The sequence below is a fragment of the Chimaeribacter arupi genome (assembly GCF_002858805.1).
Lineage (GTDB): Bacteria > Pseudomonadota > Gammaproteobacteria > Enterobacterales > Enterobacteriaceae > Chimaeribacter > Chimaeribacter arupi.
Genome location: NZ_PJZI01000011.1, coordinates 108,106 through 131,045, shown reverse-complemented (window position 1 = coordinate 131,045; position 22,940 = coordinate 108,106). Strand labels below are relative to the sequence as shown.

General features: G+C 61.9%; 20 protein-coding genes. 9 read left to right on the top strand and 11 right to left on the bottom strand.

The genetic code is table 11. The features are described 5' to 3' along the window. Window positions 1-750 precede the first annotated feature (750 nt). The 3 genes from CYR52_RS08975 to CYR52_RS08965 are packed head-to-tail and all read right to left on the bottom strand — an operon-like array spanning window position 751 to window position 3,962. Window positions 751-1,101 carry a YdbL family probable chaperone protein gene (locus CYR52_RS08975; protein WP_072929820.1) on the bottom strand — a complete coding sequence of 117 codons (351 nt, stop codon included), beginning with the start codon at window positions 1,099-1,101 and terminating at the stop codon, window positions 751-753. A gap of 9 nt (window positions 1,102-1,110) precedes the next feature. Further along, entirely contained in the window at window positions 1,111-1,305 is a 195-nt protein-coding gene (locus tag CYR52_RS08970; protein ID WP_101828453.1) for a YnbE family lipoprotein, read from the bottom strand. Next, window positions 1,305-3,962 (bottom strand): YdbH family protein, encoded by a 2,658-nt coding sequence (locus CYR52_RS08965; protein ID WP_101828449.1) that lies wholly within the window; start codon window positions 3,960-3,962, stop codon window positions 1,305-1,307. The genes CYR52_RS08970 and CYR52_RS08965 overlap by 1 nt, the downstream gene beginning before the upstream one ends. Window positions 3,963-4,143: 181 nt before the next feature. On the opposite strand from CYR52_RS08965, the gene CYR52_RS08960 reads away from it, so the two are divergent. Further along, window positions 4,144-5,136 carry a 2-hydroxyacid dehydrogenase gene (locus CYR52_RS08960; protein ID WP_072929826.1) on the top strand — a complete coding sequence of 331 codons (993 nt, stop codon included), beginning with the start codon at window positions 4,144-4,146 and terminating at the stop codon, window positions 5,134-5,136. A 19-nt stretch (window positions 5,137-5,155) separates the two neighbouring features. Here CYR52_RS08960 and CYR52_RS08955 read toward each other — a convergent pair whose 3' ends face one another. Continuing rightward, window positions 5,156-5,449, bottom strand: a complete 294-nt coding sequence (locus tag CYR52_RS08955; RefSeq protein WP_101828448.1) for a putative hemolysin — start codon at window positions 5,447-5,449, stop codon at window positions 5,156-5,158. An 848-nt stretch (window positions 5,450-6,297) separates the two neighbouring features. On the opposite strand from CYR52_RS08955, the gene ttcA reads away from it, so the two are divergent. Next, entirely contained in the window at window positions 6,298-7,233 is a 936-nt protein-coding gene (gene ttcA, locus CYR52_RS08950) for a tRNA 2-thiocytidine(32) synthetase TtcA (RefSeq protein WP_072929830.1), read from the top strand. 298 nt (window positions 7,234-7,531) lie between these two features. Here ttcA and zntB read toward each other — a convergent pair whose 3' ends face one another. Further along, window positions 7,532-8,515 (bottom strand): zinc transporter ZntB, encoded by a 984-nt coding sequence (gene zntB, locus CYR52_RS08945; protein ID WP_072929832.1) that lies wholly within the window; start codon window positions 8,513-8,515, stop codon window positions 7,532-7,534. A gap of 137 nt (window positions 8,516-8,652) precedes the next feature. Next, window positions 8,653-10,278 carry a peptide ABC transporter substrate-binding protein gene (locus CYR52_RS08940; RefSeq protein WP_101828447.1) on the bottom strand — a complete coding sequence of 542 codons (1,626 nt, stop codon included), beginning with the start codon at window positions 10,276-10,278 and terminating at the stop codon, window positions 8,653-8,655. Between the two features lie 205 nt (window positions 10,279-10,483). On the opposite strand from CYR52_RS08940, the gene mpaA reads away from it, so the two are divergent. After that, a complete protein-coding gene (gene mpaA / locus CYR52_RS08935) occupies window positions 10,484-11,188 on the top strand; it encodes a murein tripeptide amidase MpaA (RefSeq protein ID WP_072929836.1) in 705 nt (234 codons plus the stop codon). Window position 11,189: 1 nt separating this feature from the next. Here the strand turns inward: mpaA and ycjG are convergent, their stop codons facing one another. Next, on the bottom strand, window positions 11,190-12,164 hold the full coding sequence (gene ycjG / locus CYR52_RS08930; protein WP_072929839.1) for an L-Ala-D/L-Glu epimerase: 975 nt from the start codon (window positions 12,162-12,164) through the stop codon (window positions 11,190-11,192). A gap of 142 nt (window positions 12,165-12,306) precedes the next feature. Between ycjG and tpx the strand changes: the two genes are divergently transcribed. Beyond that, window positions 12,307-12,810 (top strand): thiol peroxidase, encoded by a 504-nt coding sequence (gene tpx, locus CYR52_RS08925; protein ID WP_072929840.1) that lies wholly within the window; start codon window positions 12,307-12,309, stop codon window positions 12,808-12,810. Between the two features lie 55 nt (window positions 12,811-12,865). Here the strand turns inward: tpx and tyrR are convergent, their stop codons facing one another. Then, window positions 12,866-14,434 (bottom strand): transcriptional regulator TyrR, encoded by a 1,569-nt coding sequence (tyrR, locus tag CYR52_RS08920; RefSeq protein WP_072929842.1) that lies wholly within the window; start codon window positions 14,432-14,434, stop codon window positions 12,866-12,868. Window positions 14,435-14,811: 377 nt separating this feature from the next. Between tyrR and CYR52_RS08915 the strand changes: the two genes are divergently transcribed. The 3 genes from CYR52_RS08915 to CYR52_RS08905 all read left to right on the top strand — a co-directional run bounded on the left by CYR52_RS08915 (window position 14,812) and on the right by CYR52_RS08905 (window position 16,715). Then, window positions 14,812-15,384, top strand: a complete 573-nt coding sequence (locus CYR52_RS08915; protein WP_072929844.1) for an LOG family protein — start codon at window positions 14,812-14,814, stop codon at window positions 15,382-15,384. 80 nt (window positions 15,385-15,464) lie between these two features. Continuing rightward, window positions 15,465-16,271, top strand: coding sequence for an exodeoxyribonuclease III (gene xthA / locus CYR52_RS08910; RefSeq protein WP_101828446.1), 807 nt, complete (start codon window positions 15,465-15,467; stop codon window positions 16,269-16,271). Window positions 16,272-16,316: 45 nt separating this feature from the next. Then, entirely contained in the window at window positions 16,317-16,715 is a 399-nt protein-coding gene (locus CYR52_RS08905) for a pyrimidine (deoxy)nucleoside triphosphate diphosphatase (protein WP_101828445.1), read from the top strand. Between the two features lie 15 nt (window positions 16,716-16,730). On the opposite strand, the gene CYR52_RS08900 is transcribed toward CYR52_RS08905, so the two are convergent. The 3 genes from CYR52_RS08900 to CYR52_RS08890 all read right to left on the bottom strand — a co-directional run bounded on the left by CYR52_RS08900 (window position 16,731) and on the right by CYR52_RS08890 (window position 19,752). After that, window positions 16,731-16,970, bottom strand: coding sequence for a DUF1496 domain-containing protein (locus CYR52_RS08900; RefSeq protein ID WP_079205272.1), 240 nt, complete (start codon window positions 16,968-16,970; stop codon window positions 16,731-16,733). Window positions 16,971-17,047: 77 nt separating this feature from the next. Then, a complete protein-coding gene (locus tag CYR52_RS08895; RefSeq protein WP_072929852.1) occupies window positions 17,048-18,976 on the bottom strand; it encodes a DNA topoisomerase III in 1,929 nt (642 codons plus the stop codon). 224 nt (window positions 18,977-19,200) lie between these two features. Continuing rightward, entirely contained in the window at window positions 19,201-19,752 is a 552-nt protein-coding gene (locus tag CYR52_RS08890; RefSeq protein ID WP_101828443.1) for an NAD(P)H nitroreductase, read from the bottom strand. A 172-nt stretch (window positions 19,753-19,924) separates the two neighbouring features. Between CYR52_RS08890 and sppA the strand changes: the two genes are divergently transcribed. Both sppA and ansA read left to right on the top strand, forming a co-directional pair. Next, on the top strand, window positions 19,925-21,781 hold the full coding sequence (gene sppA, locus CYR52_RS08885) for a signal peptide peptidase SppA (protein WP_072929856.1): 1,857 nt from the start codon (window positions 19,925-19,927) through the stop codon (window positions 21,779-21,781). A gap of 101 nt (window positions 21,782-21,882) precedes the next feature. Beyond that, entirely contained in the window at window positions 21,883-22,899 is a 1,017-nt protein-coding gene (gene ansA, locus CYR52_RS08880; RefSeq protein WP_072929859.1) for an asparaginase, read from the top strand. Window positions 22,900-22,940: the final 41 nt, after the last annotated feature.

Genomic DNA, 22,940 nt, shown 5'->3' with positions numbered 1-22,940 from the left:
TTTTCGGGCCGCCGCTAATGACAGTCCCTGTCATGGGCGTCTTTCGCGGGCGTCCTGCCCGCTCACCCGGCCCTGCGGCTCCATTCGGCAATGATTTTTACGCCCCCACCAGACTGCAACTCATTAAGTAGGTAAGGAAAAAGTCGCTTACGTAATTTGCTTGTCCTGCCCGCTCACCCGGCCCTGTGGCTCCACTCGGCAATGATTTTGACGCCCCCACCTCTTCTGCAAATTTTTCGGTATGTAAGGAAAAAGTAGGAGGAAGTTTTTTTGGCGTCCTGCCCGCTCACCCGGCCCTGCGGCTCCACTCGGCAATGATTTTTACGCCCCCACCTCTTCTGCAAATTTTTCGGTATGTAAGGAAAAAGTAGGGGGAAGTTTTTTGGGCGTCCTGCCCACTTAACCGACCCTGCGGCTCCACCCGGCAATGATTTTTACGCCCCCACCTCTTCTGCAAATTTTTCGGTATGTAAGGAAAAAGTAGGGGGAAGTTTTTTTGGCGTCCTGCCCGCTCACCCGGCCCTGTGGCTCCACTCGGCAATGATTTTGACGCACCCCACCTCTTCTGCAAATTTTTCGGTATGTAAGGAAAAAGTAGAGGGAAGTTTTTTGGGCGTCCTGCCCACTTAACCGGCCCTGCGGCTCCACCCGGCAATGATTTTTACGCCCCCACCAGACTGCAAATCCTTGAGCAGGTAAGGATTTAGCCGGGGGCGTTTATCAGTGAGAAAAATGAGGGGCGAGGCGGGATCAGGGGGTGGCCTGGCCTTTTTGCAGCCAGAGGCCGTTGATGCCGCGGACGTAGTCGCCGGGGCGGGCGCGGGCGACCAGCTTTTGGCCGGCCAGGCGGGCGACGTTGTCCAGCGGTACCTGGTTCTCTTCGGCAATCCCGCGGTAACGATCGCGGCGGGCCTGGTTAATCCGCTCAGCCAGCGCGGCGGCTTCCGGATCGGGCTTCACCAGCGCCACATAACCGTCGAGCGTCTCACCTAACCGGCCCTGCGTGCGAGCTTCATCCAGCGTCAGGGCGGAGGCGGAAGCGCAAAACCCCAGCGCGCTCAAGGCCAGCGCCAGCCCGATAATGCCGTGTCGTCTCTTCATACAGGCTCCTCAGAACAGATCGCTTTGGCTCTTCAGCAAATCTTCCACATCCTTATCAACCTTAATGTGAATCTCATGCTCAATTTTAACATTCATGTTAATCGTGATGGGCTGCGACGGCGTTGCCAGCTCAATGCGCGGCACACAGCCGGCCAGCAGCAACAGGGGCAGCAGGCCGGTCAGCCTCGGGGCAGAAAAAAACATCATGGTTGCGTCCTCGCAGGTTTGGAGAGCCTCTCAGAGAGCCACTCCTGCACATTGTCGCCAAAGCGCAAACTGCGCCACAGCTGGAATACGTTCTCCTGATGGCGGTAATTCAGGATGATGTTGCGCCGCTGGGTCTCGGCCGGGCTGACGCCGTCAATCTTCGCCGCCAGCGTCAGTTCGCCCAGGTTGTCCAGGCTCACCTGCGCTGAGGTACGGCTGATCTCCAGATAACGCAGCCAGTCCACCACCAGCCGGTTGGTCAGGTTGCCTTCGGCCAGCGCTTTTGCCATCTCCGGGGCCAGCCGCAGCGTCAGCAGGCCGTGGTTGCGTACCCAGCCCTCCTTCACCAGCCAGTGCGGGTTATCCAGCCAGAGCGGCAACTCGCCGTCCACCTTGCCGGACATGGCAAACTGCTTCGGCTTCAGCGCGGTGAACACCTCACTCAGATCAACCTGATCCAGCTTCAGCACCGCCGCCTGATGCTGCGGCAACCGCAATGCCGACAAACTCACATGGCCGCCCAGCATATCCACGCCGACGTTGCTGAGCGTCAGCGGCAGGTGCTCGCTGTAGGGATAATTGCCTTGCAGATCGGCCGTGATGTTCTTCATCGCCACCAGGTTGCTGAGCAGGCCGATGCGCAATGACACCTGCTGCTGCGCACCAAACTGCCAGCGATGGTTGTCCAGCCGGTAAGGCAGAATAAAATCCACCCCGCTGACCTCGCCATCCTTCAGCCAGGCACCGCCCTGCTGCACCACCCAGTGGCCGCCCGCCACCAGCCCCTGTTCGCGCGCGGCGGAGAAGGCTGTCTGGGCGCGGAACCGCCCGTCACGCAGCGTGATTTTCAGCGCCGGGTCCAGCAGCGACTGGAACGCCGTCAAGGGCTGATCCGGCCACCAGCCCTCACCGCGCAGCCGCTCGCCGTCCCAGCGGCCGCGCAGTGCGATAGGCCCGATAGGGTCCGCGGCCAGACTGCCGCGCCACAGGAATGCCGCCGGTGACGCGCCTTTAATCTGCAACGCCAGCGACGAAGGCGGCAGATAGCCGCCGCTGCCGAGCCCAATACGTTCGGCTGCCAGCGTCAGCCCGCCCTGGATGGCCTCAGGCGTGGGCGCGCGCGCCTCTGAGGGGCGCTGCCACACCAGCGGCTCGCTCAGCGTCAGCCGGGGCTTGTCCACGGTGACCAGCCCATAATGCAACTGGTTAAAGCCGGTGGAGAGCGAGGAGACCGTCAGCCGCGCGGCGTCCCAGCGCCCTTTGCCGGTCATGTCCCAGCGGGCCTGGAGCGGCGGCAGTGTGCCGTTGCCCCAGAAGTTGTACTGCCAGTGGCCGCGGTCGGGCCAGAAATCCTGTGCTTTGCCGTTGAGGTGCAGTTTGACTGCGCCCCAGTAGCGGTCAGTCAGCCGCACAATCGCCTGCAACGGGCCGTTGATCCCGGCGGGCGACAGCGTCACCCCGGCCAGCGGCCAGCGGGCTTCCTCCAGCCGTTGCTTCGCCGTCAGGTTGCCCCACGCCCGCAACAGGGCGCCGCTGCGAAACGTGAGCGCCGGGCTGAGCAGCGGGCCGTGCAGCCACGCCGGGAGCGATGCGGTAAACGAGAGGCGGGCGGCGTTCGCCTGCCCGGTGAGCTGGAGGCGCAGGTCGCTCTCCGTCAGCCCGACGCTGCCCGGCCCGGCAGAGAGCACCACGTTGGCGCGGCCGTTGTGGCCTTGGGTGAGCATGTTCACCCGCCCTTCCAGGGTGGCGCGGGTGAAATGGCTGTCCCAGTCGCGCAGGGTCAGCCGGAGGCCACCGGCCAGCGGCTGCGCCGCATAAGGCCAGCGCCAGGTGCCGTCATGGATGGTCAGCGCCGCCGGGGAGAGCTGCCAGGGCAGGTGCAACAGCGGCGCCGGCGCGTCTTGCGCGGCCACCTCCAGCGTGCCCTGCGCAGCCTGCCAGTTCAGCGTCACGGCCAGCGGGGCCGGTACGCCGGCCAGCGTCAGGTGGGCCTGCAAATCGCCCTGGTCCGGCAGGCTGCTGCCCGGTGCGACCGGCAGTGTCACGCGGCCGGCCAGTGTCAGCGGCGCCTCCATCCCGGCCAGGGTGACCGCGAAACGGGTGAGGGTCAGGTGTTGGTGGCGGTCGAGCGAGGCGTCCAGCGCCAGTTGCGGTGCGCCGTTTGCCGCGGTTTCACGGCTCAGGTAACGCAGGTGCTGGCCTGCCGCACCGCTGCTGAAGGTCAGCCGCCCGGCATAGGGCTGCCACGGGGCCAGGGTCAGGTGATTAATGGCGATTTCCAGCGGCGGCAACCGCTGCTGCCAGGCTGCCGGGGAGAACGGCGCGCCGCCCGGCGCACTGGCCGGGAGCTGGCTGAGGCAGGCGCTGTCCAGCGTCAGGCTGTCGGCCGTCAGCACCCAGCGGCCGTGGCGGTAATCAAGCCGGGCGGCGCTGCTGTCGGCCAGCCGGCACGTACCGGCGCGGAAGGTCATGGGCGGCAACCGCAGGCCGGTGCGGGTCAGCGCCAGGGGGCCGCCCAGCGTCAGATGGGTGCCTGCCGGGAGCCAGTGTTCCACCACGGCCGGCAGCCAGCGCGGCAGCGTCAGCCAGCCGGTGCCTAACACCAGCACCATGCCCGGCAGCCCTATCCCCAGCGCTTTCCATCCTTTTCTCATTACCTGTCCTGTTTTCCCCAAAAAACGCTGCAAGATACCATAATTAACGCTATTCATCCGCCGCCGCAGTGCACGCTGACCGCTGCCGGGGAAAAAACCTGTGGCGATACACCCTGTTACCGTGGTGATGGCCTCCGCCTTCTGTTACGTTGGACTCAGACTTTTCTACGGAGAACCGATTATGAAAATGGCGATATACAGTACCAAGCATTATGACCGTAAATATCTGGAACTGGTCAATCAGCGTTTTAATTTCGACATGGAGTTCTTCGATTTCCTGCTGACCCCCGCAACGGCCAAAAACGCCGTGGGCTGTGACGCGGTTTGCCTGTTTGTGAATGATGACGGCGGCCGCGAGGTGCTGGAAGAGTTTGCCGCGCTGGGGGTGAAAATTCTGGCGCTGCGCTGCGCGGGCTTTAACAACGTTGACCTGGACGCGGCCAAAGAGCTGGGCATTCAGGTGGTGCGGGTCCCGGCCTACTCCCCGGAAGCGGTGGCCGAGCACGCCGTGGGCCTGATGATGACGCTCAACCGCCGCATCCACCGCGCCTACCAGCGCACCCGTGATGCCAACTTTGCGCTCGATGGGCTTATCGGCTTTAACATGCATAACCGCACTGCCGGGGTGATCGGCACCGGCAAGATTGGCCTGGCGACGCTGCGCATCCTGAAAGGGTTCGGCATGAAGCTGCTGGCCTTTGACCCCTACCCGACACCGCAGGCACTGGAGCTGGGCGCAGAGTATGTTGACCTGAACACGCTTTATGCCCGGTCAGACGTGATTACCCTGCACTGCCCGCTGACCCCGGAGAACCATCACCTGCTGAATGCGCAGGCGTTCAGCAAGATGAAAGATGGGGTGATGATCATTAACACCAGCCGCGGCGGCCTGATTGACTCGACTGCCGCCATTGAGGCGCTGAAACAGCAGAAGATTGGCGCACTGGGCATGGATGTGTATGAGAATGAGCGCGGGCTGTTCTTTGAGGACAAATCCAACGACGTGATCCAGGATGATGTGTTCCGCCGCCTCTCCGCCTGCCATAACGTGCTGTTTACCGGCCACCAGGCTTTCCTGACGGAAGAAGCGCTGACCAGCATTGCCGAGGTGACGTTGCAGAACGTCTCCCAGCTTATCCATGGCCAGCCCTGCCCCAACCTGCTGACGGCCTGATGCCGCGCTGTCCGGCCGGTCAGCCGGCCGGGCACGCCCCGCGCATCAGCGCCCACTCCTCACACTGTTTGCCGTCCGGCAACTGGCACATGCCGATGGTGCTGCCGTCGAGTTGCCGTGCCAGCGTCAGCGTGCCGCCCACCAGCCCGCAGTTAGCCGACGCCGGGTTCGCCCGGTTCAGCGCATGTGACGGGTTGACGCTGGTCGCCTGCTGTACCGGTTCATCATACGAGAGATCATCATCGTTATGGCTGCTGCACGCAGCCAGTAAAAAAAGGCTGCCAGCAACCATTAACCCGGCGGTAAATTTCATTGGCCTGCTCCTGCGTGTCATGGGCATAAGGGAAAAGGAACGGGCGACGGCGTTAACAGCGGAGAGAGGGGCCTGCCCAGCGTTATTTTTAGCGTTAATTACCGGGCGAGTAAATATGGAAAGGGTCGCCGCCGCGGAATAATTAATATCTTCTGATATATCGGCATCATTCATTACCGCCTTTATACCGCGCCCGGAAAAGAGTGTGCCGATGCAATATCCGCAAGATCAACCGGTTAGCGCAGCCTGTACTGCCGTAAGGAATGTCTGAAAAGGGGTGACAGCTATAGGGCGCTTTTTTCCGCGCAGGCTGCGCCAGCCGGGCATTGTCGTAACATTTTATTTCTGCTGACTAACCCTCTGCCGGCTTCCGGCACTTTTTGTTGTTGCGGTTATTATCGCGTTTTATATAGTTCACGGGCTAAGCAATTAGCATCCACTGTTTTTTCAGTTAATACTGACTGATTTTCTGCCGGCAAAACCAACCCTTTTGCCGGTTTTTTTTACGGTTTTATTGATGCATTGTCACATTACTGCCCGGCAACACGACGCTTTCGCTTCTATATTTTCGCTGCCCCCGTCGGCCTGCTTTTTATCGGATGACATCCTGGCCCTGCCCGCCTGCGTGGCCTGAAATACGCCGCTTATTTTCAGGTGTGCACCGGTATCAGGATGCACACCAAAAGTATGTTGTAACTAATAAGCGGTAAGCGGGGAAATCACGGGCAATTTCCTGCCCCACAGCACAAAACCCGCTGGCATTCGTCGCCGCAATCCGTACCATACAGCGCATTACTGACAGCAGACTCCCGGCCCCCGCCCCCGTTCTGTGGGCGGGCGCGATAACGATGCAAGAGAAAGACGTGGTTACTCAAAAAAAACAATACGATCTGAATAAGCTACAGAAGCGGCTGCGCCGCAATGTCGGCCAGGCGATTGCGGACTTCAACATGATTGAGGAAGGCGACCGCATTATGGTGTGCCTGTCCGGCGGCAAAGACAGCTACACCATGCTGGACATCCTGCTGAATCTGAAGCAGAGCGCGCCCATCAACTTCTCCCTGGTGGCGGTGAACCTCGACCAGAAACAGCCCGGCTTCCCGGAGCATATTCTGCCGGCTTACCTTGAAGCGCTGGGCGTTGAGTATAAGATTGTTGAAGAAAATACCTACGGCATCGTCAAAGAGAAGATCCCGGAAGGCAAAACCACCTGCTCGCTCTGCTCCCGCCTGCGCCGCGGCATTCTCTACCGTACCGCCACCGAGCTGGGCTGCACGAAAATCGCGCTGGGCCACCACCGCGATGACATGATCCAGACGCTGTTCCTGAATATGTTCTACGGCGGCAAGCTGAAAGGGATGCCGCCGAAGCTGATGAGCGATGACGGCAAACATGTGGTGATCCGCCCCCTCGCCTACTGCCGCGAGAAAGACATCGAGCGCTTCTCGGAGGCCCGCGGCTTCCCGATTATTCCGTGCAACCTGTGTGGTTCCCAGCCGAACCTGCAACGTGCGGTGATCAAAGAGATGCTGCGCGACTGGGATAAAAAATACCCTGGGCGCATCGAAACCATGTTCAGCGCCATGCAGAATGTGGTGCCGTCCCACCTGGCGGACCACGCCCTGTTTGATTTCCGCGGCATCCGCCACGGCAGCGCGGTGGTGGACGGCGGTGATCTGGCGTTTGACCGCGAAGAGTTGCCGTTGCAGCCGGCAGGCTGGCAGCCGGATGAGGCGGATGAGCCGGTGATGGCGGAACGCCTGAACGTGCTGGAAATCAAATAACCGTCACGATTGCCTGTCAGAAAAGCGCACCCCGGTGCGCTTTTTTTATGCCTGCAGGCGGGCCTCCGCCGGAAAGCGTGGAAAAACGGCAAAAAAAAAGCCGGTCTGAAAGACCGGCAGGGTATGAATCAATTGTGCTATGCAGTAATTCTAAACGTAAGAAATAAGACAATATGGAGCGCAACGCCCATCGCTTGACGTTGCATTCACCTGCGGGAGGGATAATGCCCCTTTTTGCCCGGACAAATGTTGATTTCGCTCAATTTAGCCTGCATTTTCTGCCATCACACGCCAACGGCTACAGCCATTTGCGCCGTCTCAGCCACCAGGCCACGCCAATCACCAGCGCCATCAGCGACAGGCAGAAGGTCGCGAAGCCGTAGTGCCACTCCCCACCGGGAATGCCGCCGAGGTTGACGCCAAACAGGCCGGTCAGGAAGGTGGTGGGCAGGAACACCATCGCCAGCAGCGACATGGTATAGGTGCGGCGGTTCATCGCATCGGCCATCTGGCTGGCGATCTCATCCGTCAGCACCGCCGTGCGCGCAATGCTGGCGTCGAGGTCGTCCAGGCCGCGCCCGAGGCGGTCAGCAATCTCCTGCATCCGGCGGCGGTCATCCTCGCTCATCCACGGCAGCCGTTCGCTGGCCAGCCGGGTAAACACATCCCGCTGCGGGGCCATGTAGCGGCGCAGCACGATCAGCTGTTTGCGTAACAGCGCCATCTGTCCGCGCTCCGGGATCTGCTGATCCAACAGCCCATCTTCCATATCGATGATTTTGTCATGCAGATCCTCAATAAACTCGCTGGCGTGCGCCGTCAGGGCGTCGCACAGCTCAATCAGCCAGGTGCCGCTGTTCACCGGGCCGCTGCCCTGTTGCAGGTCATTGAGTACGTCGTCAATCGAATAGACTTTGCGGTGCCGGGTGGTCACGATCAGTTTGTCGGTGATGTAGACGCGGATGGTCACCAGCTGATCGGGCCGGGAGTTGGCATTGAAATTGATGGTACGCAGGGTGATCAGCGTCCCGTCCCCCATCCGGCTGACGCGGGGGCGCATACTGTCCCCACCCAGCGCGTCACGCACGGCGTCCGGCAGCAGCGGCGTGGTGCTGAGCCACTCCCCGCTGGCCGGCAGCGTGTAATCAAGGTGGATCCAGCAGGGTTTCTCGCTGGTTACCTCACTGGCGGGGTCAATCGGGGTGGCACCGCCCTTGCCGTCCAGTTGGTAGGCATAGACTGCGTCGGAGATCTGAAGTTGCTTGCCGCTGATTACATCCACTCGTTCACCTGCATAAGAAAGCGTGCCGGGCGGCCACGTGCCGCCGGTTGTTGCCCCATTCTAGCGTTGGACGCTTGAGGATCAAGGTCATGGGCCGGTAAGAAACCTTACGGAATGTGACACGGCCCGGCACCGGGTCAGTGTTTGAGCAGATACAGGGTATGGCTGTAGGCCACATCCTCCGGGTTGGTTATCGGGTAGCCTTTTACCCAGGGCTTGATCAACCGGCCATTGGTGTATTGGTAGATCGGCGCAATCGGGGCCTGGTCGGCAATCACCTGCTCTGCGCGGTTGTAGTCGGCATTGCGGGCGGCGGCGTCTGTCTGGCGGCTGGCGGTGTCCAGCAGCCGGTCATAGGCCGGGTCGCTGAATTTGGCGATATTGCCGGTGTGCGCCGAGGTCAGCAGGCTCAGGAAGGTCGAGGCTTCATTGTAATCCCCGACCCAGGAGGCGCGCACCACATCGAAATCCCCGCTGTTGCGGCTGTCGATGTAGGCTTTCCACTCCTGGTTCACCAGTTTCACCTCCACGCCCAGCGTTTTCTTCCACATCGAGGCCACCGCAATAGCGATCTTCTGGTGGTTCTCCGAGCTGTTATAGAGCAACGAGAGGTGCAGCGGTTTGCCGGGGCCATAGCCTGCCGCCGCCAGCAGTGTTTTCGCCTGGGCATCGCGCTCCGCCTGGCTTAACTGCTGCCACGGGCTGGGGTCGGCATGAAAACCGGCGGTGACATCCGGGGTGAAATGCCAGGCCGGTTTCTCCCCGGTGCCGAGCACTTTCTCCGCGATGATGCGGCGATCGATGGCGTAAGAGAGTGCACGCCGCACGCGGGCATCATTGGTGGGCGCGCGGCGGGTGTTAAAGGCGTAGTAGTAGGTGCCGAGCTGGTCAGGGGTATAGACCTGCCCCGGAATGTCCTTCAGCAGCTTCCGGTACATGTTTTTCGGGAAAGACTCGGTGATGTCGATGTCGCCTGCCAGGTAACGTTTGGTGGCGCTGGACTCCTGATTAATCGGCACCAGCGTCACCTGGGTCAGCACCGTATGGGCGTGATCCCAGTAATGCGGGTTAGGCACCAGCACCAGTTTCTCATTCACCACCCGCTGTTGCAGGGTGAACGCGCCGTTCCCCACCAGATTGCCGACTTTTGTCCAGTCATCCCCATATTTTTCTACCGTGGCCTGATGCACCGGGAACAGGCTGAAATTCGCCAGCAGGCTGATAAAGTATGGCACCGGTTTTGTCAGGCGGAGCGTCAGCGTATGCGCGTCCACCGCCGTTATCCCCAGCTTCTCGGGCGGCAATTTTCCGGCGATGATCGCATCAGCATTTTCCAGCCCGGCCAGCCCGGCAAACCAGGCCGAGGGCGAATGGTTGGCCGGGTCCACCAGCCGCCGCCAGCTGTAGACGAAATCCTGCGCTGTTACCGGGTCGCCGTTTGACCAGCGCGCCTCTTTGCGCAGGGTGAGCGTCCAGTGCTGGTTGTCCTGGGTTTCCCAGCGTACCGCCACCCCAGGGGTAACCTTGCCCTGCGCATCCTGATTCACCAGCCCCTCGAACAGATCCCGCGCCACCTGCGCTTCCGGCAGGCCTACGGCTTTAATCGGGTCAAGCGAGGCCGGTTCATCCTTGATATGGCGCACGATCTCCTGTTTTTCAGCCAGCGCCGTGCCCGGCGGCACCACCGCGGCACCGGCACCGGGCAGCCATGCCACCAACAGGGCAGCAGCGCTGAGGCGAAAGCGAATGTGACAAGTTGGCATCAATTTTTACCCCGCTTAATTGTTTGATTTATTTGCATTGACTGTTGTATCACTCCTTTTTCCCTGACAGAACCAAAATCCCCCGGCCGCTGTCACGAAAACGCAACTTTTCTGTGGGGGACCGCCGCGCAGGCATAAGAAAAAACTGTTACCGGCACACAAACAGGCGTAAATAGGAAAGACACGCTTTCTGGAGAATAACAGCATGACCTCATTACGTTTACGCAGTGAACGCGGGCCGCTGACGTTGCCCGGCGTGGAGTATGGGCGTTCTGCCCTGGGCGCGCCGCTGCTCTGGTTTCCGGCCAGCCACAGCACGCCGGAGACCGGCCTGATCCTGGCCGGCACCCACGGGGACGAAACCGCGGCGGTGATTGCGCTGTCGTGCGCGTTGCGCTCGCTGTTGCCGGAGCAGCAGCGCCACCATGTGATCCTGGCGGCCAACCCGGACGGCTGCCAGCTGGGGTTACGCGCCAATGCCAACGGGGTGGATCTGAACCGCAATTTCGCGACGCTGAACTGGAAACCGGGGGAGACGCATTACCGCTGGAACAGTTATGCCGACGCGCGCGATGTGGTGCTGAGCAGCGGCAGCGCGCCGGGGTCTGAACCCGAGACGCAGGCGCTCTGCGCGCTGATTGATGAGCTGGCCCCGCGCTGGGTGGTGTCATTGCATGAGCCGCTGGCCTGCATTGAAGACCCGGACAGCACCGCGCTGGCGGAGTGGCTCTCCCACGCCTTTGACCTGCCGATGGTGGCGAGCGTCGGCTACCCGACCCCCGGCTCCTTCGGCAGCTGGTGCAGTGAGCGCTCCCTGCCCTGCATCACGGTGGAGTTGCCGCCGGTCTCAGCCGATGAGGCCAGCGAGCGTTACCTCCCGGCGCTGATTGGGCTGTTGCGCCACGACTGACTCAGGGGGCGCTGAGGTCGATGCTGCCGCAGTGAAAGGTCAGGCGTGGTTCGGCGTCGGTGGCCAGCCAGGTCGGCCCGTCGAGATCCACAAACCGCGCGCCAGCGGCCAGCGGCAGCGCCGCCCGGATGGCGCGTGAGGTGCAGAGCATACAGCCGAGCATCACCTCCAGCCCCTGTGCGCGCGCAGCAGACGCCAGCGCCAGCGCGGCGGTCAGGCCGCCGGTTTTATCCAGCTTGATATTGACCATCTGGTAACGCCCCGCCAGCGCCGGGAGATCCTCCACGGTATGGCAGCTCTCATCAGCACAGATCGGCAACGGGTGAATGAAGTGCGCCAGAGCGCTGTCTTTCCCGGCGGGCAGCGGCTGTTCCAGCATCAGTACGCCCAAATCGGCCAGCAACTGGCAGCGGGCCGCCAGCCCCTCGGGCTGCCAGGCTTCGTTGGCATCCACGATCAGCGAAAGCTTGGGCACGGCAGCGCGGATCGCCACCAGCCGCTCGGCAATCAGGTGGTCGTCGAGCTTTATTTTCAACAGCGTCGCCCCACACTCCTGCAACGCCCGCGCCGCGCCGGCCATCTCCTCCGGCGACCCAAGGCTGACCGTTTGCGCCATGCTGACCACCGGCAGCGGCGCAATGCCGGTGCGTTGCCAGAGGCTCTCGCCCTGCCGGGCGCACTCCAGACTCCAGAGCGCGGAATCGAGCGCGTTCCGGGCTGCGCCCGGCGGCAGCAACTGCTGGAGCGCCTGCCGGTCTGCGCCGCGCTCTATCTCCGGCACCACGGCCGCAATCTGCGCGATCACCGAGGCCACGCTTTCGCCATAATGCGGATAGGGCGTGCACTCCCCGACCCCGTGCCATCCTTGTTGCTCAATCTCTACCACCACCACCTGCGCCTCGTTACGGCTGCCGCGGGCGATCACAAAGGCCGTGTGCAGCGGCCAGGTTTCAGGATAATAACGCAGGGTTCTCATAGCGGCTCCGTTCACAACGTCTTGTTTTAAGTATGGATAACAAAACAGGATAGACAATTAATTAGAAAAGTTTATATACCCAATATCCAGGTGATGGCATACACTGAGGGCCGGTGTTAAATACTTGTAAAAGGATGGCAGCATGACACAAACAGTACATTTTCAGGGCAACCCGGTTCCCGTCTCCGGCACCCTGCCGCAGCCGGGTGAGCAGGCCAGCAGCTTTACGCTGGTCGCCAAGGATCTGTCCGATGTGGCACTGAGCAACTTTGCCGGCAAGCGCAAAGTGCTGAATATTTTCCCAAGCATTGATACCGGTGTGTGCGCGGCCTCAGTGCGTAAATTCAACCAGCTGGCCAGCAGCTTCGATAATACCGTGGTGCTGTGTATTTCGTCCGATCTGCCGTTTGCCCAATCCCGTTTCTGTGGTGCGGAGGGGCTGGGCAATGTGGTGACCCTCTCTACCCTGCGCGGTGAGAGCTTCAAGCAGGCCTATGGCGTGGACATCACCGAAGGCCCGCTGGGCGGCCTGACGGCGCGTGCCGTCGTGGTGCTGGATGAAGATGACCGCGTGATCTACAGCCAGCTGGTGGATGAAATCACCACTGAGCCGAACTATGAGCAAGTACTGTCGATGCTGCGTTAAGCCGCAGCCGGCATGAAAAAAAAAGACAGAAGGGAAACCTTCTGTCTTTTTTTATTTACTCGTCGGCAGCGCCGGGCTTTTTGCCGCTCAGCCCATACTCACGCAGCTTGTTGGCAATGGCGGTATGGGAGACGCCGAGCCGTTTCGCCAGCTTGCGGGTGCTGGGGTAAGAGCGGTAGAGCCGGGTCAGCACCGAGCGTTCAAAACGCTTGCTGATGTCATCCAGCGAGCCGTTCAGCGCCTCTTCCGTCATCGCCAGGTCGGTTTCAAACTCCGGCAGCGCGATGTCCTGCGGCCGCAGCTCATGGCCCTCCAGCTGGGTCAGCGCCCGGTAGATCGCATTTTTCAGCTGGCGCACGTTGCCCGGCCAGCCGTAGTGCGTCAGGAAGCTGGCCAGCCCGGCAGCCATTTTCGGCCGCGCCACGCCCTGCTCATCGGCAAAGCGCGCCACAAACAGCTCCGTCAGCGGCATGATGTCCGCCGGGCGCTCACGCAGCGGCGGCAGGGTCAGGGTCAGCACATTCAGCCGGTAGTAGAGGTCTTCACGGAACGCGCCGCGCTGCACCAGCTCCACCAGGTTTTTCTGGGTGGCGCAGATCACGCGCACATCCACATGCACCTCATGCTCCTCGCCCACCCGGCGGAAGGTGCCGTCATTCAAAAAGCGCAGCAGTTTGATCTGCATACGCGGGGACATCTCGCCGATTTCGTCCAGCAGCACCGTGCCGCCGTTCGCCTGCTCAAAAAAGCCCTTTTTGCCTTCCAGCGCATTCGGGTAAGCCCCGGCGGCGTAGCCGAACAGCTCACTCTCCACCACGTCATCCGGCAGCGAGGCGCAGTTAAGGCCGAGGAACGGCTGTTTGCCGCGCGGGCTGCGCAGGTGGCAAGCACGGGCCAGCAGATCTTTGCCGGTGCCGGTGTCACCGATGATCAGCAGCGGCGCATCGAGCATGGCCAGTTTGCGCGCCTGGTCGAGCACCTGGCGCATCTTCGGGCTGACCGCCACGATATGGCCGAACTCGCTGTCATCATTGACGGCCAGATCCTGCAACTGACGCCCCATGCGCACGGTGGATTTCAGCATCACCACCGCGCCGACCGCGGCATTGTGGCGGTTTTCGTCATCCAGGTAGATAGGCGTGATATCCAGCAGGAAATCCTGGTTACGGATCACCACCCGCTCCGCCTGCGGCTGGGCGCGCTCCTGCTCCAGCCAGCGGCTGAAGTTGAAGCCGCCAATCAGGCTGCCGGCGGTATGGTTGCGGATTTTATCCTCCTCCAGCCCGAACAGCGCCAGCGCCGCCGGGTTGGCCTGCTCCACTTTGCCGCGCATGTCGATGGAGAACACCGGTTCCGGCATCGACTCCAGCAGCGCACGCAGGGCGCGGTGTTCGCGCTCAGACGGCAGGTAAGACACGGTACGCACATCCGTAACCCCGGCAATCCGGCGGATTTCCGCCATCAGGGCGCGGAAGGTATCAAAATCGAGCTGGGCAAAATTGAGGTAGATACGCCCAATCGGCGCAATCTCAATGCCCTGTAAATCGATGCTGCGCAACACCAGCAGGTCGAGCAGCTCCCTGGTCAGGCCCAGGCGATCTTCACAAAAGACTTCCAAACGCATCAGTTAACCTTTCAGCAGGTTGCGGATCACTTTGCGCATCATACTCCTTCACCCTGACAGGAAAAAGTTATCTGTCACAAAAAGTTGACACAATTTACGACTTTTCTCGATAAATCACTCCGGCTGACCATTTTTTCACTATTTCAGGCGGCCAATTGACCATTATGCCCTATGAAACAGGGTGCTATGGCAGGCCGGGCGCAGAGTCTGCGCGGTCAGCCAGGCTTTCCAACTGTCACGCAGGGCATACGCTGCGCGACCCAGCCGACAATTCCTGACAAAAGGGGGCGGCAGCCGGCCGGAAAGCAGATAAGATATTTCTGCCTTGTTACATAAATGATAACGAGAAGTAACCTTCTTTTGTGTGAGGAGTCGGTATGCATCAAACAATTTGTGTGTTTTGCGGGGCCAGTGACGGGGTAAGCCCGGCCTATGCCCACTATGCCCGCGCACTGGGCCACCTGCTGGCCCTGCAAAAGCGCCGGCTGGTGTATGGCGGCGGGAAAAAGGGGCTGATGGGGGTGCTGGCCGATGCCGTGCTGGAAGCCGGCGGCCAGGTGACCGGCATCATCCCGCAGCGGCTGGTGGAAGCGGAAACCGCGCACCGCGGCCTGACCCAGCTGGAAGTGGTGCCGGACATGCACGCCCGCAAAGCGCGGATGGCGGCGCTGGCGGATGGCTTTATCGCCCTGCCCGGCGGCATCGGCACGCTGGAGGAGCTGTTTGAAATCTGGACCTGGGGGCAGATTGGCTACCACGCCAAACCGGTGGGGCTGCTGGACGTCAACGGGTTTTACCGGCCGCTGAACCAGTTGCTGCTGCACATGGCGCAACAGGGGTTTGTGCGCCATGACTACCTGCAAACGCTGCACCTGAGCGAATCCCCGGAGGTGCTGTTGCGCCACCTGGATGCGTACCAGCCGAAAAACCACGATCGCTGGGCGACCTGATGCCGGGCGGCACGGCGGGTGATCATCGCCCGCCAATCTGCTACCATTCGGCCACTTTTTGATACCAGACGACAGCGACTATGAAGTTTATCTCTTTCAACATCAACGGGCTGCGCGCCCGCCCGCACCAGCTTGAAGCCCTTATCCAACAACACCAGCCGGATGTGATTGGCCTCCAGGAAACCAAAGTCCATGACGATATGTTCCCGCTGGATGAGGTGAGCCGCCACGGTTACCACGTGTTTTACCACGGCCAGAAAGGCCACTACGGCGTGGCGCTGCTGACGCGTGAGGCCCCGCTGGCGGTGCGCCGCGGCTTCCCGACCGATGATGAAGAGGCGCAGCGCCGCATTATCATGGCGGATTTCCAGACCAGCAAAGGCGTGCTGACGGTGATCAACGGTTACTTCCCGCAGGGCGAAAGCCGCGACCACCCGACCAAATTCCCGGCCAAAGAGAAATTCTACCGCGACCTGCAAAGCTACCTGGAGCAGCAGCTGACGCGTGAAAACCCGGTGCTGGTGATGGGTGACATGAACATCAGCCCCACCGATCTGGACATCGGCATCGGCGAAGAGAGCCGCAAACGCTGGCTGCGCACCGGCAAGTGCTCTTTCCTGCCGGAAGAGCGCGAATGGCTGGGCCGCCTGCACGGCTGGGGGCTGGTGGACACCTTCCGTGCCGCCAACCCGGAGGTGAACGATCGCTTCTCCTGGTTCGATTACCGCTCACGCGGCTTTGACGAAAACCGCGGCCTGCGCATCGACCTGGTGATGGCCAACGCGCCGCTGGCTGCGTGCTGCACCGACACCGGCATCGATTATGAGATCCGTGCGATGGAAAAACCCTCCGACCACGCGCCGGTCTGGGCCACCTTTGACCTCTGATCCTGCCTGCTGCCCCGCCGGTGCGGGGCTTTCCCGGAGAGCACCATGACGCCGATTGATGTGGTAGCCGCGATCATTGAACGTGACGGCACCATTTTGCTGGCACAGCGGGATGACTCGCGCGATCAGGCCGGGCTGTGGGAGTTCCCCGGCGGCAAGGTGGAAGCCGGTGAAAGCCAGCCGCAGGCGCTGGCGCGTGAGCTGGCAGAAGAGCTGGGTATTGTGGCCGACATCGGCGGCTTCGTCGCGAGCCAGAGCTGGCAGAGTGGTGAGCGGCTGATCCGGCTGCACGCCTGGCGCGTGCCGCAGTTTTGCGGCGAGCTGCGCCCGACCTGCCACCAGGCGCTGGTGTGGGTGACACCGGAGGCCGCCGCCGGTTACGCCCTGCCGCCGGCGGACCTGCCGCTGCTGGCCGCCTACCGGGCGCAACGCGGCATGAAATGACTCAGGCGCGGGGGGCTATTTCACCCGCAGCCAGATCAGGTCATTGGTGCCGACCACTTGCGGGTCACGGGTGCACTGCAGGGTGCCGCCGTCCACTTTCAGCAACGCCCCTTCCGAGTAGTTCTCATTCTGGTAAATGCAGCAGCGGCGGCATGGCGGCGCAGTATCGCGGCCTGCCCCGCTCCAGCCATCCAACGAAACCATCGCGTCCACATTGCCGCCGCTGGGCTGGGTCTCCGGCACCGGCTCATGCATCCGGTGGGCCTGAACCGGCAGGGCCAACGCGGCACTGACGGCGATACAGAAGGCAAGAGACTGCCGGCTGAGGTTTTTCATGATCTCTCCTTGGGTTTGGCGGGCTTGGCCGCCCGCCGCTTACGGGCCTTCCCGGCGGACGGTGCCGGTGACAGGCCGCGAAACGCCGGTGATGCCCCATTCTGTTTGGCCTGCTGGATCAATGCGTGCAAGGTCGATTCCAGCGGCTGCATAAACTCCTGGTAACGGCAGCTCTTCTCACTGATTTTGGTCAGCGTCGCTTCCCAGTTGGCCGTCATATCCGGCCGCGCGGCGATGTCCGGCAGCGAGTGGATCAGCGCCCGCCCGGTCTCGGTGGCGTGGATGTTACGCCCCTTCTTGACCAGGAACGCCCGCTTGAACAGCAATTCAATGATGCCGGCGCGGGTGGCTTCGGTGCCCAGCCCGTCGGTGGCGCGCAGGATTTTCTTGAGGCTTTTGTCCTGCACGAAACGTGCGATGCCGGTCATGGCTGAAAGCAGGGTCGCGTCAGTGAACGGCCGCGGCGGCTGGGTCTGGCGTTCGACCACCTCACCCCGTTCGCACAGCAAACTGTCCCCTTTTGCCACTACCGGCAACGGCGCGCCCTCGTTCTCATCGTCACGCTCTTTCGCCCCCAGCAGCGCCCGCCAGCCCGCCTCGGCCAGGAAACGCGCCTTGGCGATAAAGTTGCCGCCGGCAATCTCCAGCTCAATCACGCATTTGCGGTAGACCGCATCGGCGCAGAACTGCATCAGGTACTGGCGCGCCACCAGGCTGTAAACCCGGCTCTCATCCTGGCTCAGCGACACGGCGCTGCTGCGCGCGGTCGGGATGATGGCGTGGTGGGCATCCACCTTTTTGTCATCCCAGCAGCGGTTGCGGCGGTTGCTGTCCACTGCCGGCTGCGGCAGCAGATCCGCCGCATGCACGCCAATCGCTTTCAACACCGCCTGACGGCCGGAGAAGTGCTCCTCAGGCAGGTATCGGCAATCTGAGCGCGGATACGTAATCAATTTGTGCGTTTCATACAATCGCTGGCAGGCATCCAGCACATTCTGGGCGCTCATGCCGAAGCGGCGTGCCGCCTCAATCTGCAACGTGGAGAGCGAAAACGGCAGCGGCGCAGTTTCGGCTTCGCGTTTGTCGCTGTAACCGGTGACGTTGGCCGGCTGGCCGCCGATGCGTTTCACCACATGCTCCGCCAGCGGCCGGTGCAGCAGCCGCCCCTCTTCGTCCTGATAGGGCTCGCAGGCGTCACTGGGTTGCCACAGGGCGGTGAAGCGCTCGTCGGCCGGGGTCACCACATGGGCTTTCACCTCGAAGAAATCTTTCGGCACGAAGTGCTCAATCTCTTCATCACGCCGCACCACCAGCCCCAGCACCGGTGTCTGCACCCGGCCCACTGACAGCACGCCGTCATAACCGGCATTGCGCCCCAGCAGCGTATAGGCGCGGGTCATGTTGATGCCGTAAAGCCAGTCGGCCCGCGAGCGCGCCAGCGCCGAGACGCAGAGCGGCACGAACTCCTGGTTGTCACGCAGCCGCTCCACTGCCCGCGTTACCGCCTGCGGGTTGAGGTCGTTGATCAGGCAGCGGCGCACCGCGCGACGTTTGTCCGGGGCCAGCGCCAGATAGTCGAGCACCTCATCCACCAGCAATTGCCCCTCGCGGTCCGGGTCACCGGCGTGGATCACTTCATCCGCCTGTTTCAGCAGCCCTTTGATCACATTGAGCTGCTTGCTTACCGACGGTCGCGGCTGCAACAGCCACTTCTGCGGGATGATCGGCAAATCCGCCAGCGACCAGCGCGCGTAGCGGCCGTCATAGGCATCCGGCTGCGCCTGCTCCAGCAGGTGGCCGACGCACCAGGTCACTACCTGATCGTTACCGCAGGCAATATAGCCGTCACCGCGGCGGTGCGGTTTCGGCAGGACATCAGCAATGGCGCGCGCCAGGCTGGGTTTTTCAGCAATAAACAGCCGCATCAGGCACCTGCGACTCGGCAGGACGCCGCCTTCAACGGCAGGCTCAGGGCAGACAGGGTCATCGAAGCTCCTTCAGGATCGGTCACTTGGCCGTTATGGTAACGGCTGTCAGGCGGGTTGGTAAGGGGCAAGCCGGAAGCACGGGACAGGTCGCTCATTTCGCCAGCGGAAACCCCTGCTTATCAGAGGTTTTACCGCCGGCGACAGGGCCAGGACGGGCAGGATCAGAAATAGCTGACGAACAGGCTGCTGTCCGGCGCGACGACCTGGGTCGCTGATTTCAGCTGCGGGGTGCCGAGATAAAGGAACCCGACGATTTCATCTTCCTCTTCACAGCCAAAGGCCGCGCGCACGCCCTCATCTTCCGTCCACGGGCCGGAGCGCCAGATGCCGTTGAAGCCCTGCGCCAGAGCGGCCATCTGCATCGCCTGCACCGCACAGCCGGCGGAAACCACCTGTTCCCATTTCGGCACTTTCTGGCTCTCTTTGCAGTGGGCCACCACCGTGATGATCATCGGCGCGCGGAACGGCGCCTGGGTAGCCTTCTCAATCCCTTTCTCATCCAGGTTTTCCGCCACGGCGGCAGCGCGCAGTACCTGGCTGAAGCGGCCCAGCCCCTCATTTTCCACAATCACAAAACGCCAGGGTTGCAGTGCCCCGTGGTCCGGCGCACGCAGCCCGGCTTTAATGATATTTTCCAGCACCTCACCGGCCGGGGCCGGGGCCGCCAGCCGGGACGCCGAGCGGCGGTTCAACAGCAGATCTAAAGCATCCATGGGTTTCTCCTGATAACCATTTGCAGGAGTGTCACGTTAACATAGGTTATAAGCGTGTTGCCACCGGTCACCGGTTCGCTGCACCCCTGCAACAGGAAGAGATGATTTAAAGCTGACTTTTCTCCGGCGGGTCATTAGGATAGCAACACTTTTTCCCCTTTTTGGAGTTCCCATGCGCACATTGTGGCGAATTATCGCCGGTTTGTTCCGGTGGACCTGGCGCCTGCTCAATTTTATCCGGGAATGTATTCTGAACCTGTTCCTGATCCTGCTGATCGTGGTCGCAGTGGGCATCTACTTCCAGCTCCAGCCGAAACCGGCAGAGACCGCCGCCAAAGGCGCGCTGCTGGTTGACCTCAGCGGCACGGTGGTGGACAAGCCGTCCGTGAACAACAAGCTGCGCCAGTGGGGGCGCGAACTGCTCGGTTCAAACAGCAGCCGTTTGCAGGAGAACTCGCTGTTTGACCTGGTGGAGACGCTGCGCCGCGCCAAAAGTGACCCCAACATCACCGGCATCGTGCTGTCGCTGAATGATTTCACCGGCACCGACCAGACCTCACTGAACTACATCGGCAAAGCGTTGCAGGAGTTCCGTGACGCCGGGAAGCCGATCTACGCCGTGGGCGACAGCTATAACCAGATCCAGTACTACCTGGCGAGCTACGCCACCAAAATTTTCCTCTCGCCGCAAGGCACGGTGGATCTGCACGGCTTTGCCACCAATACGCTCTACTATAAGACGCTGCTGGAGAAGCTGAAGGTCTCTACCCATATCTTCCGCGTCGGCACCTATAAGTCTGCCGTGGAACCGATGATCCGCGATGATATGTCCCCTGCCGCGCGCGAGGCGGACAGCCGCTGGGTCGGCGGGCTGTGGCAGAACTACCTGAGCACCGTGGCCGCCAACCGCCGCCTGACGCCGGAACAGCTGTTCCCCGGCGCACCAGGGGTGTTGCAGGGGTTGCAGGCCGTGAACGGTGACACCGCCGAATACGCGCTGAAAAACAAACTGGTGGATGCACTGGCCTCACGCCCGCAGGTGGAAGCGGAGCTGAGCAAGGCGTTCGGCTGGAACAAGCAGGACAACGATTTCAACTCCGTCAGCATCTATGACTACGAACCGGCCGCCAAACCCACCAACCAGAACCCGCAGATTGCGGTGATCTTCGCCAACGGTGCCATCATCGACGGCCCGGAAGAGCCGGGTTCGGTCGGCGGTGACACCACGGCGGCGCAGATCCGCCAGGCGCGCCTCGATCCGAAGATCAAAGCCGTGGTGCTGCGGGTTAACAGCCCCGGCGGCAGCGTCAGCGCCTCTGAGGTGATCCGCGAGGAGCTGGCCGCCGTACGCGCAGCCGGCAAACCGGTAGTGGTATCGATGGGCGGCATGGCAGCCTCCGGCGGTTACTGGATCTCCACCCCGGCCAACTACATTGTGGCAAGCCCCAGCACCCTGACCGGCTCCATCGGCATCTTCGGCGTGGTGAACACTTATGAGAACTCGCTGGACAGCATCGGCGTGCACACCGACGGCGTGGCGACCTCCCCGCTGGCCGATCTGGCAGTGACCAAGGCGCTGCCGCCGGAGTTCGCGCAGATGATGCAGCTGAACATTGAGAACGGTTACCGCACCTTCCTGGGCCTGGTGGCGCAGTCACGCCACAAAACCCCGGAGCAGATTGACCAGATAGCCCAGGGCCATGTCTGGCTCGGCCTGGATGCCAAAAGCAACGGGCTGGTGGACGAGCTGGGTGATTTCGATGACGCGGTGAAGAAAGCGGCGGAGCTGGCGAAACTGCCGGCCTGGCAGCTTAACTGGTTTGTGGAAGACCCCAGCGTCAGCGATCTGCTGTTCTCCCAGATGAGTGCCTCGGTGCAGGCGGCGTTGCCGCAGGCGTTGCAGGCATGGGTGCCCGCCCCACTGACCCGGCTGGCCGAGTCGATGAAAGATCAGCCGGGCCTGTTCGGCACCCTGAACGACCCGCAAAACCGCTATGCGCTCTGCCTGACCTGCGGTGAGGTGAAATAGCGGCGTTTTCCTGCTGCATAAGCCCGGGCAACCGGGCTTTTTTTCGCAGCCCGGTTCCCTATACTTGGGTTCATTCCCGTAAGCGTAATAAAGATTGCCCTATGAATAAAAAATCGATTTACGTCGCCTATACCGGCGGCACCATTGGTATGCAGCGCTCTGAACAGGGCTATATCCCGGTCTCCGGCCACCTGCAACGGCTGCTGGCCGCGATGCCGGAGTTCCACCGCCCGGAAATGCCGGATTTCACCATCCAGGAGTATGCGCCGCTGATGGACTCCTCCGACATGACGCCGGAAGACTGGCAGCATATCGCCGATGACATCCGCGCCCATTACGATGAGTATGACGGCTTCGTGATCCTGCACGGCACCGACACCATGGCGTTCACCGCCTCCGCGCTCTCATTTATGCTGGAGAACCTGGACAAGCCGGTGATTGTCACCGGTTCGCAGATCCCGCTGGAAGCGCTGCGCTCTGACGGCCAGCCCAACCTGCTGAACTCGCTCTATCTGGCCGCCAACTACCCGGTCAAAGAGGTCTGCCTGTTCTTCAATAACAAGCTCTACCGCGGCAACCGCAGCACCAAAGCCCATGCTGACGGCTTTGACGCCTTCGCCTCGCCGAACCTGCCGCCGCTGCTGGAAGCGGGCATCCATATCCGCCGTTTGCCGACGCCGTCACTGCCGGTGCCGACCGCCCCGCTGGTGGTCCACCGCATCACGCCGCAACCGGTGGGCGTGCTGACCCTCTACCCCGGCATTTCCGGCGAGGTGGTCGGCAACTTCCTGCGCCAGCCAGTGAAAGCGCTGATCCTGCGCTCTTACGGCGTCGGCAACGCACCGCAGAAACCGGCCCTGCTGGAAGCGCTGCGCCAGGCGTCTGAGCGCGGTATTGTGGTGGTCAACCTGACCCAGTGCATCTCCGGCCGGGTCGATATGGGCGGCTACGCCACCGGCAACGCGCTGGCCCACGCCGGGGTGATCAGCGGCTTTGACATGACGGTGGAGGCGGCGCTGACCAAGCTGCACTTCCTGCTGAGCCTGTCGCTTTCTGCCGATGAAATCCGCGTGCAGATGCAACAGAACCTGCGCGGTGAACTCACCGATATGCCGTAACCCCTGTTACCGGGGCAGAGGCTGCCCCGGCCCCTTTCCGC

What these genes read in the sequence shown, in the direction of transcription:
- ttcA (WP_072929830.1), top strand. Translation starts at nt 6,298, where the DNA reads ATGCAAGAGAAAGACGTGGTTACTCAAAAAAAACAATACGATCTGAAT.
- CYR52_RS08895 (WP_072929852.1), bottom strand. Translation starts at nt 18,976, where the DNA reads ATGCGGCTGTTTATTGCTGAAAAACCCAGCCTGGCGCGCGCCATTGCT.
- mpaA (WP_072929836.1), top strand. Translation starts at nt 10,484, where the DNA reads ATGACCTCATTACGTTTACGCAGTGAACGCGGGCCGCTGACGTTGCCC.
- tpx (WP_072929840.1), top strand. Translation starts at nt 12,307, where the DNA reads ATGACACAAACAGTACATTTTCAGGGCAACCCGGTTCCCGTCTCCGGC.
- ycjG (WP_072929839.1), bottom strand. Translation starts at nt 12,164, where the DNA reads ATGAGAACCCTGCGTTATTATCCTGAAACCTGGCCGCTGCACACGGCC.
- CYR52_RS08915 (WP_072929844.1), top strand. Translation starts at nt 14,812, where the DNA reads ATGCATCAAACAATTTGTGTGTTTTGCGGGGCCAGTGACGGGGTAAGC.
- CYR52_RS08960 (WP_072929826.1), top strand. Translation starts at nt 4,144, where the DNA reads ATGAAAATGGCGATATACAGTACCAAGCATTATGACCGTAAATATCTG.
- CYR52_RS08890 (WP_101828443.1), bottom strand. Translation starts at nt 19,752, where the DNA reads ATGGATGCTTTAGATCTGCTGTTGAACCGCCGCTCGGCGTCCCGGCTG.
- sppA (WP_072929856.1), top strand. Translation starts at nt 19,925, where the DNA reads ATGCGCACATTGTGGCGAATTATCGCCGGTTTGTTCCGGTGGACCTGG.
- tyrR (WP_072929842.1), bottom strand. Translation starts at nt 14,434, where the DNA reads ATGCGTTTGGAAGTCTTTTGTGAAGATCGCCTGGGCCTGACCAGGGAG.
- CYR52_RS08905 (WP_101828445.1), top strand. Translation starts at nt 16,317, where the DNA reads ATGACGCCGATTGATGTGGTAGCCGCGATCATTGAACGTGACGGCACC.
- CYR52_RS08975 (WP_072929820.1), bottom strand. Translation starts at nt 1,101, where the DNA reads ATGAAGAGACGACACGGCATTATCGGGCTGGCGCTGGCCTTGAGCGCG.
- CYR52_RS08940 (WP_101828447.1), bottom strand. Translation starts at nt 10,278, where the DNA reads ATGCCAACTTGTCACATTCGCTTTCGCCTCAGCGCTGCTGCCCTGTTG.
- CYR52_RS08900 (WP_079205272.1), bottom strand. Translation starts at nt 16,970, where the DNA reads ATGCATGAGCCGGTGCCGGAGACCCAGCCCAGCGGCGGCAATGTGGAC.
- CYR52_RS08965 (WP_101828449.1), bottom strand. Translation starts at nt 3,962, where the DNA reads ATGAGAAAAGGATGGAAAGCGCTGGGGATAGGGCTGCCGGGCATGGTG.
- ansA (WP_072929859.1), top strand. Translation starts at nt 21,883, where the DNA reads ATGAATAAAAAATCGATTTACGTCGCCTATACCGGCGGCACCATTGGT.
- CYR52_RS08955 (WP_101828448.1), bottom strand. Translation starts at nt 5,449, where the DNA reads ATGAAATTTACCGCCGGGTTAATGGTTGCTGGCAGCCTTTTTTTACTG.
- CYR52_RS08970 (WP_101828453.1), bottom strand. Translation starts at nt 1,305, where the DNA reads ATGTTTTTTTCTGCCCCGAGGCTGACCGGCCTGCTGCCCCTGTTGCTG.
- xthA (WP_101828446.1), top strand. Translation starts at nt 15,465, where the DNA reads ATGAAGTTTATCTCTTTCAACATCAACGGGCTGCGCGCCCGCCCGCAC.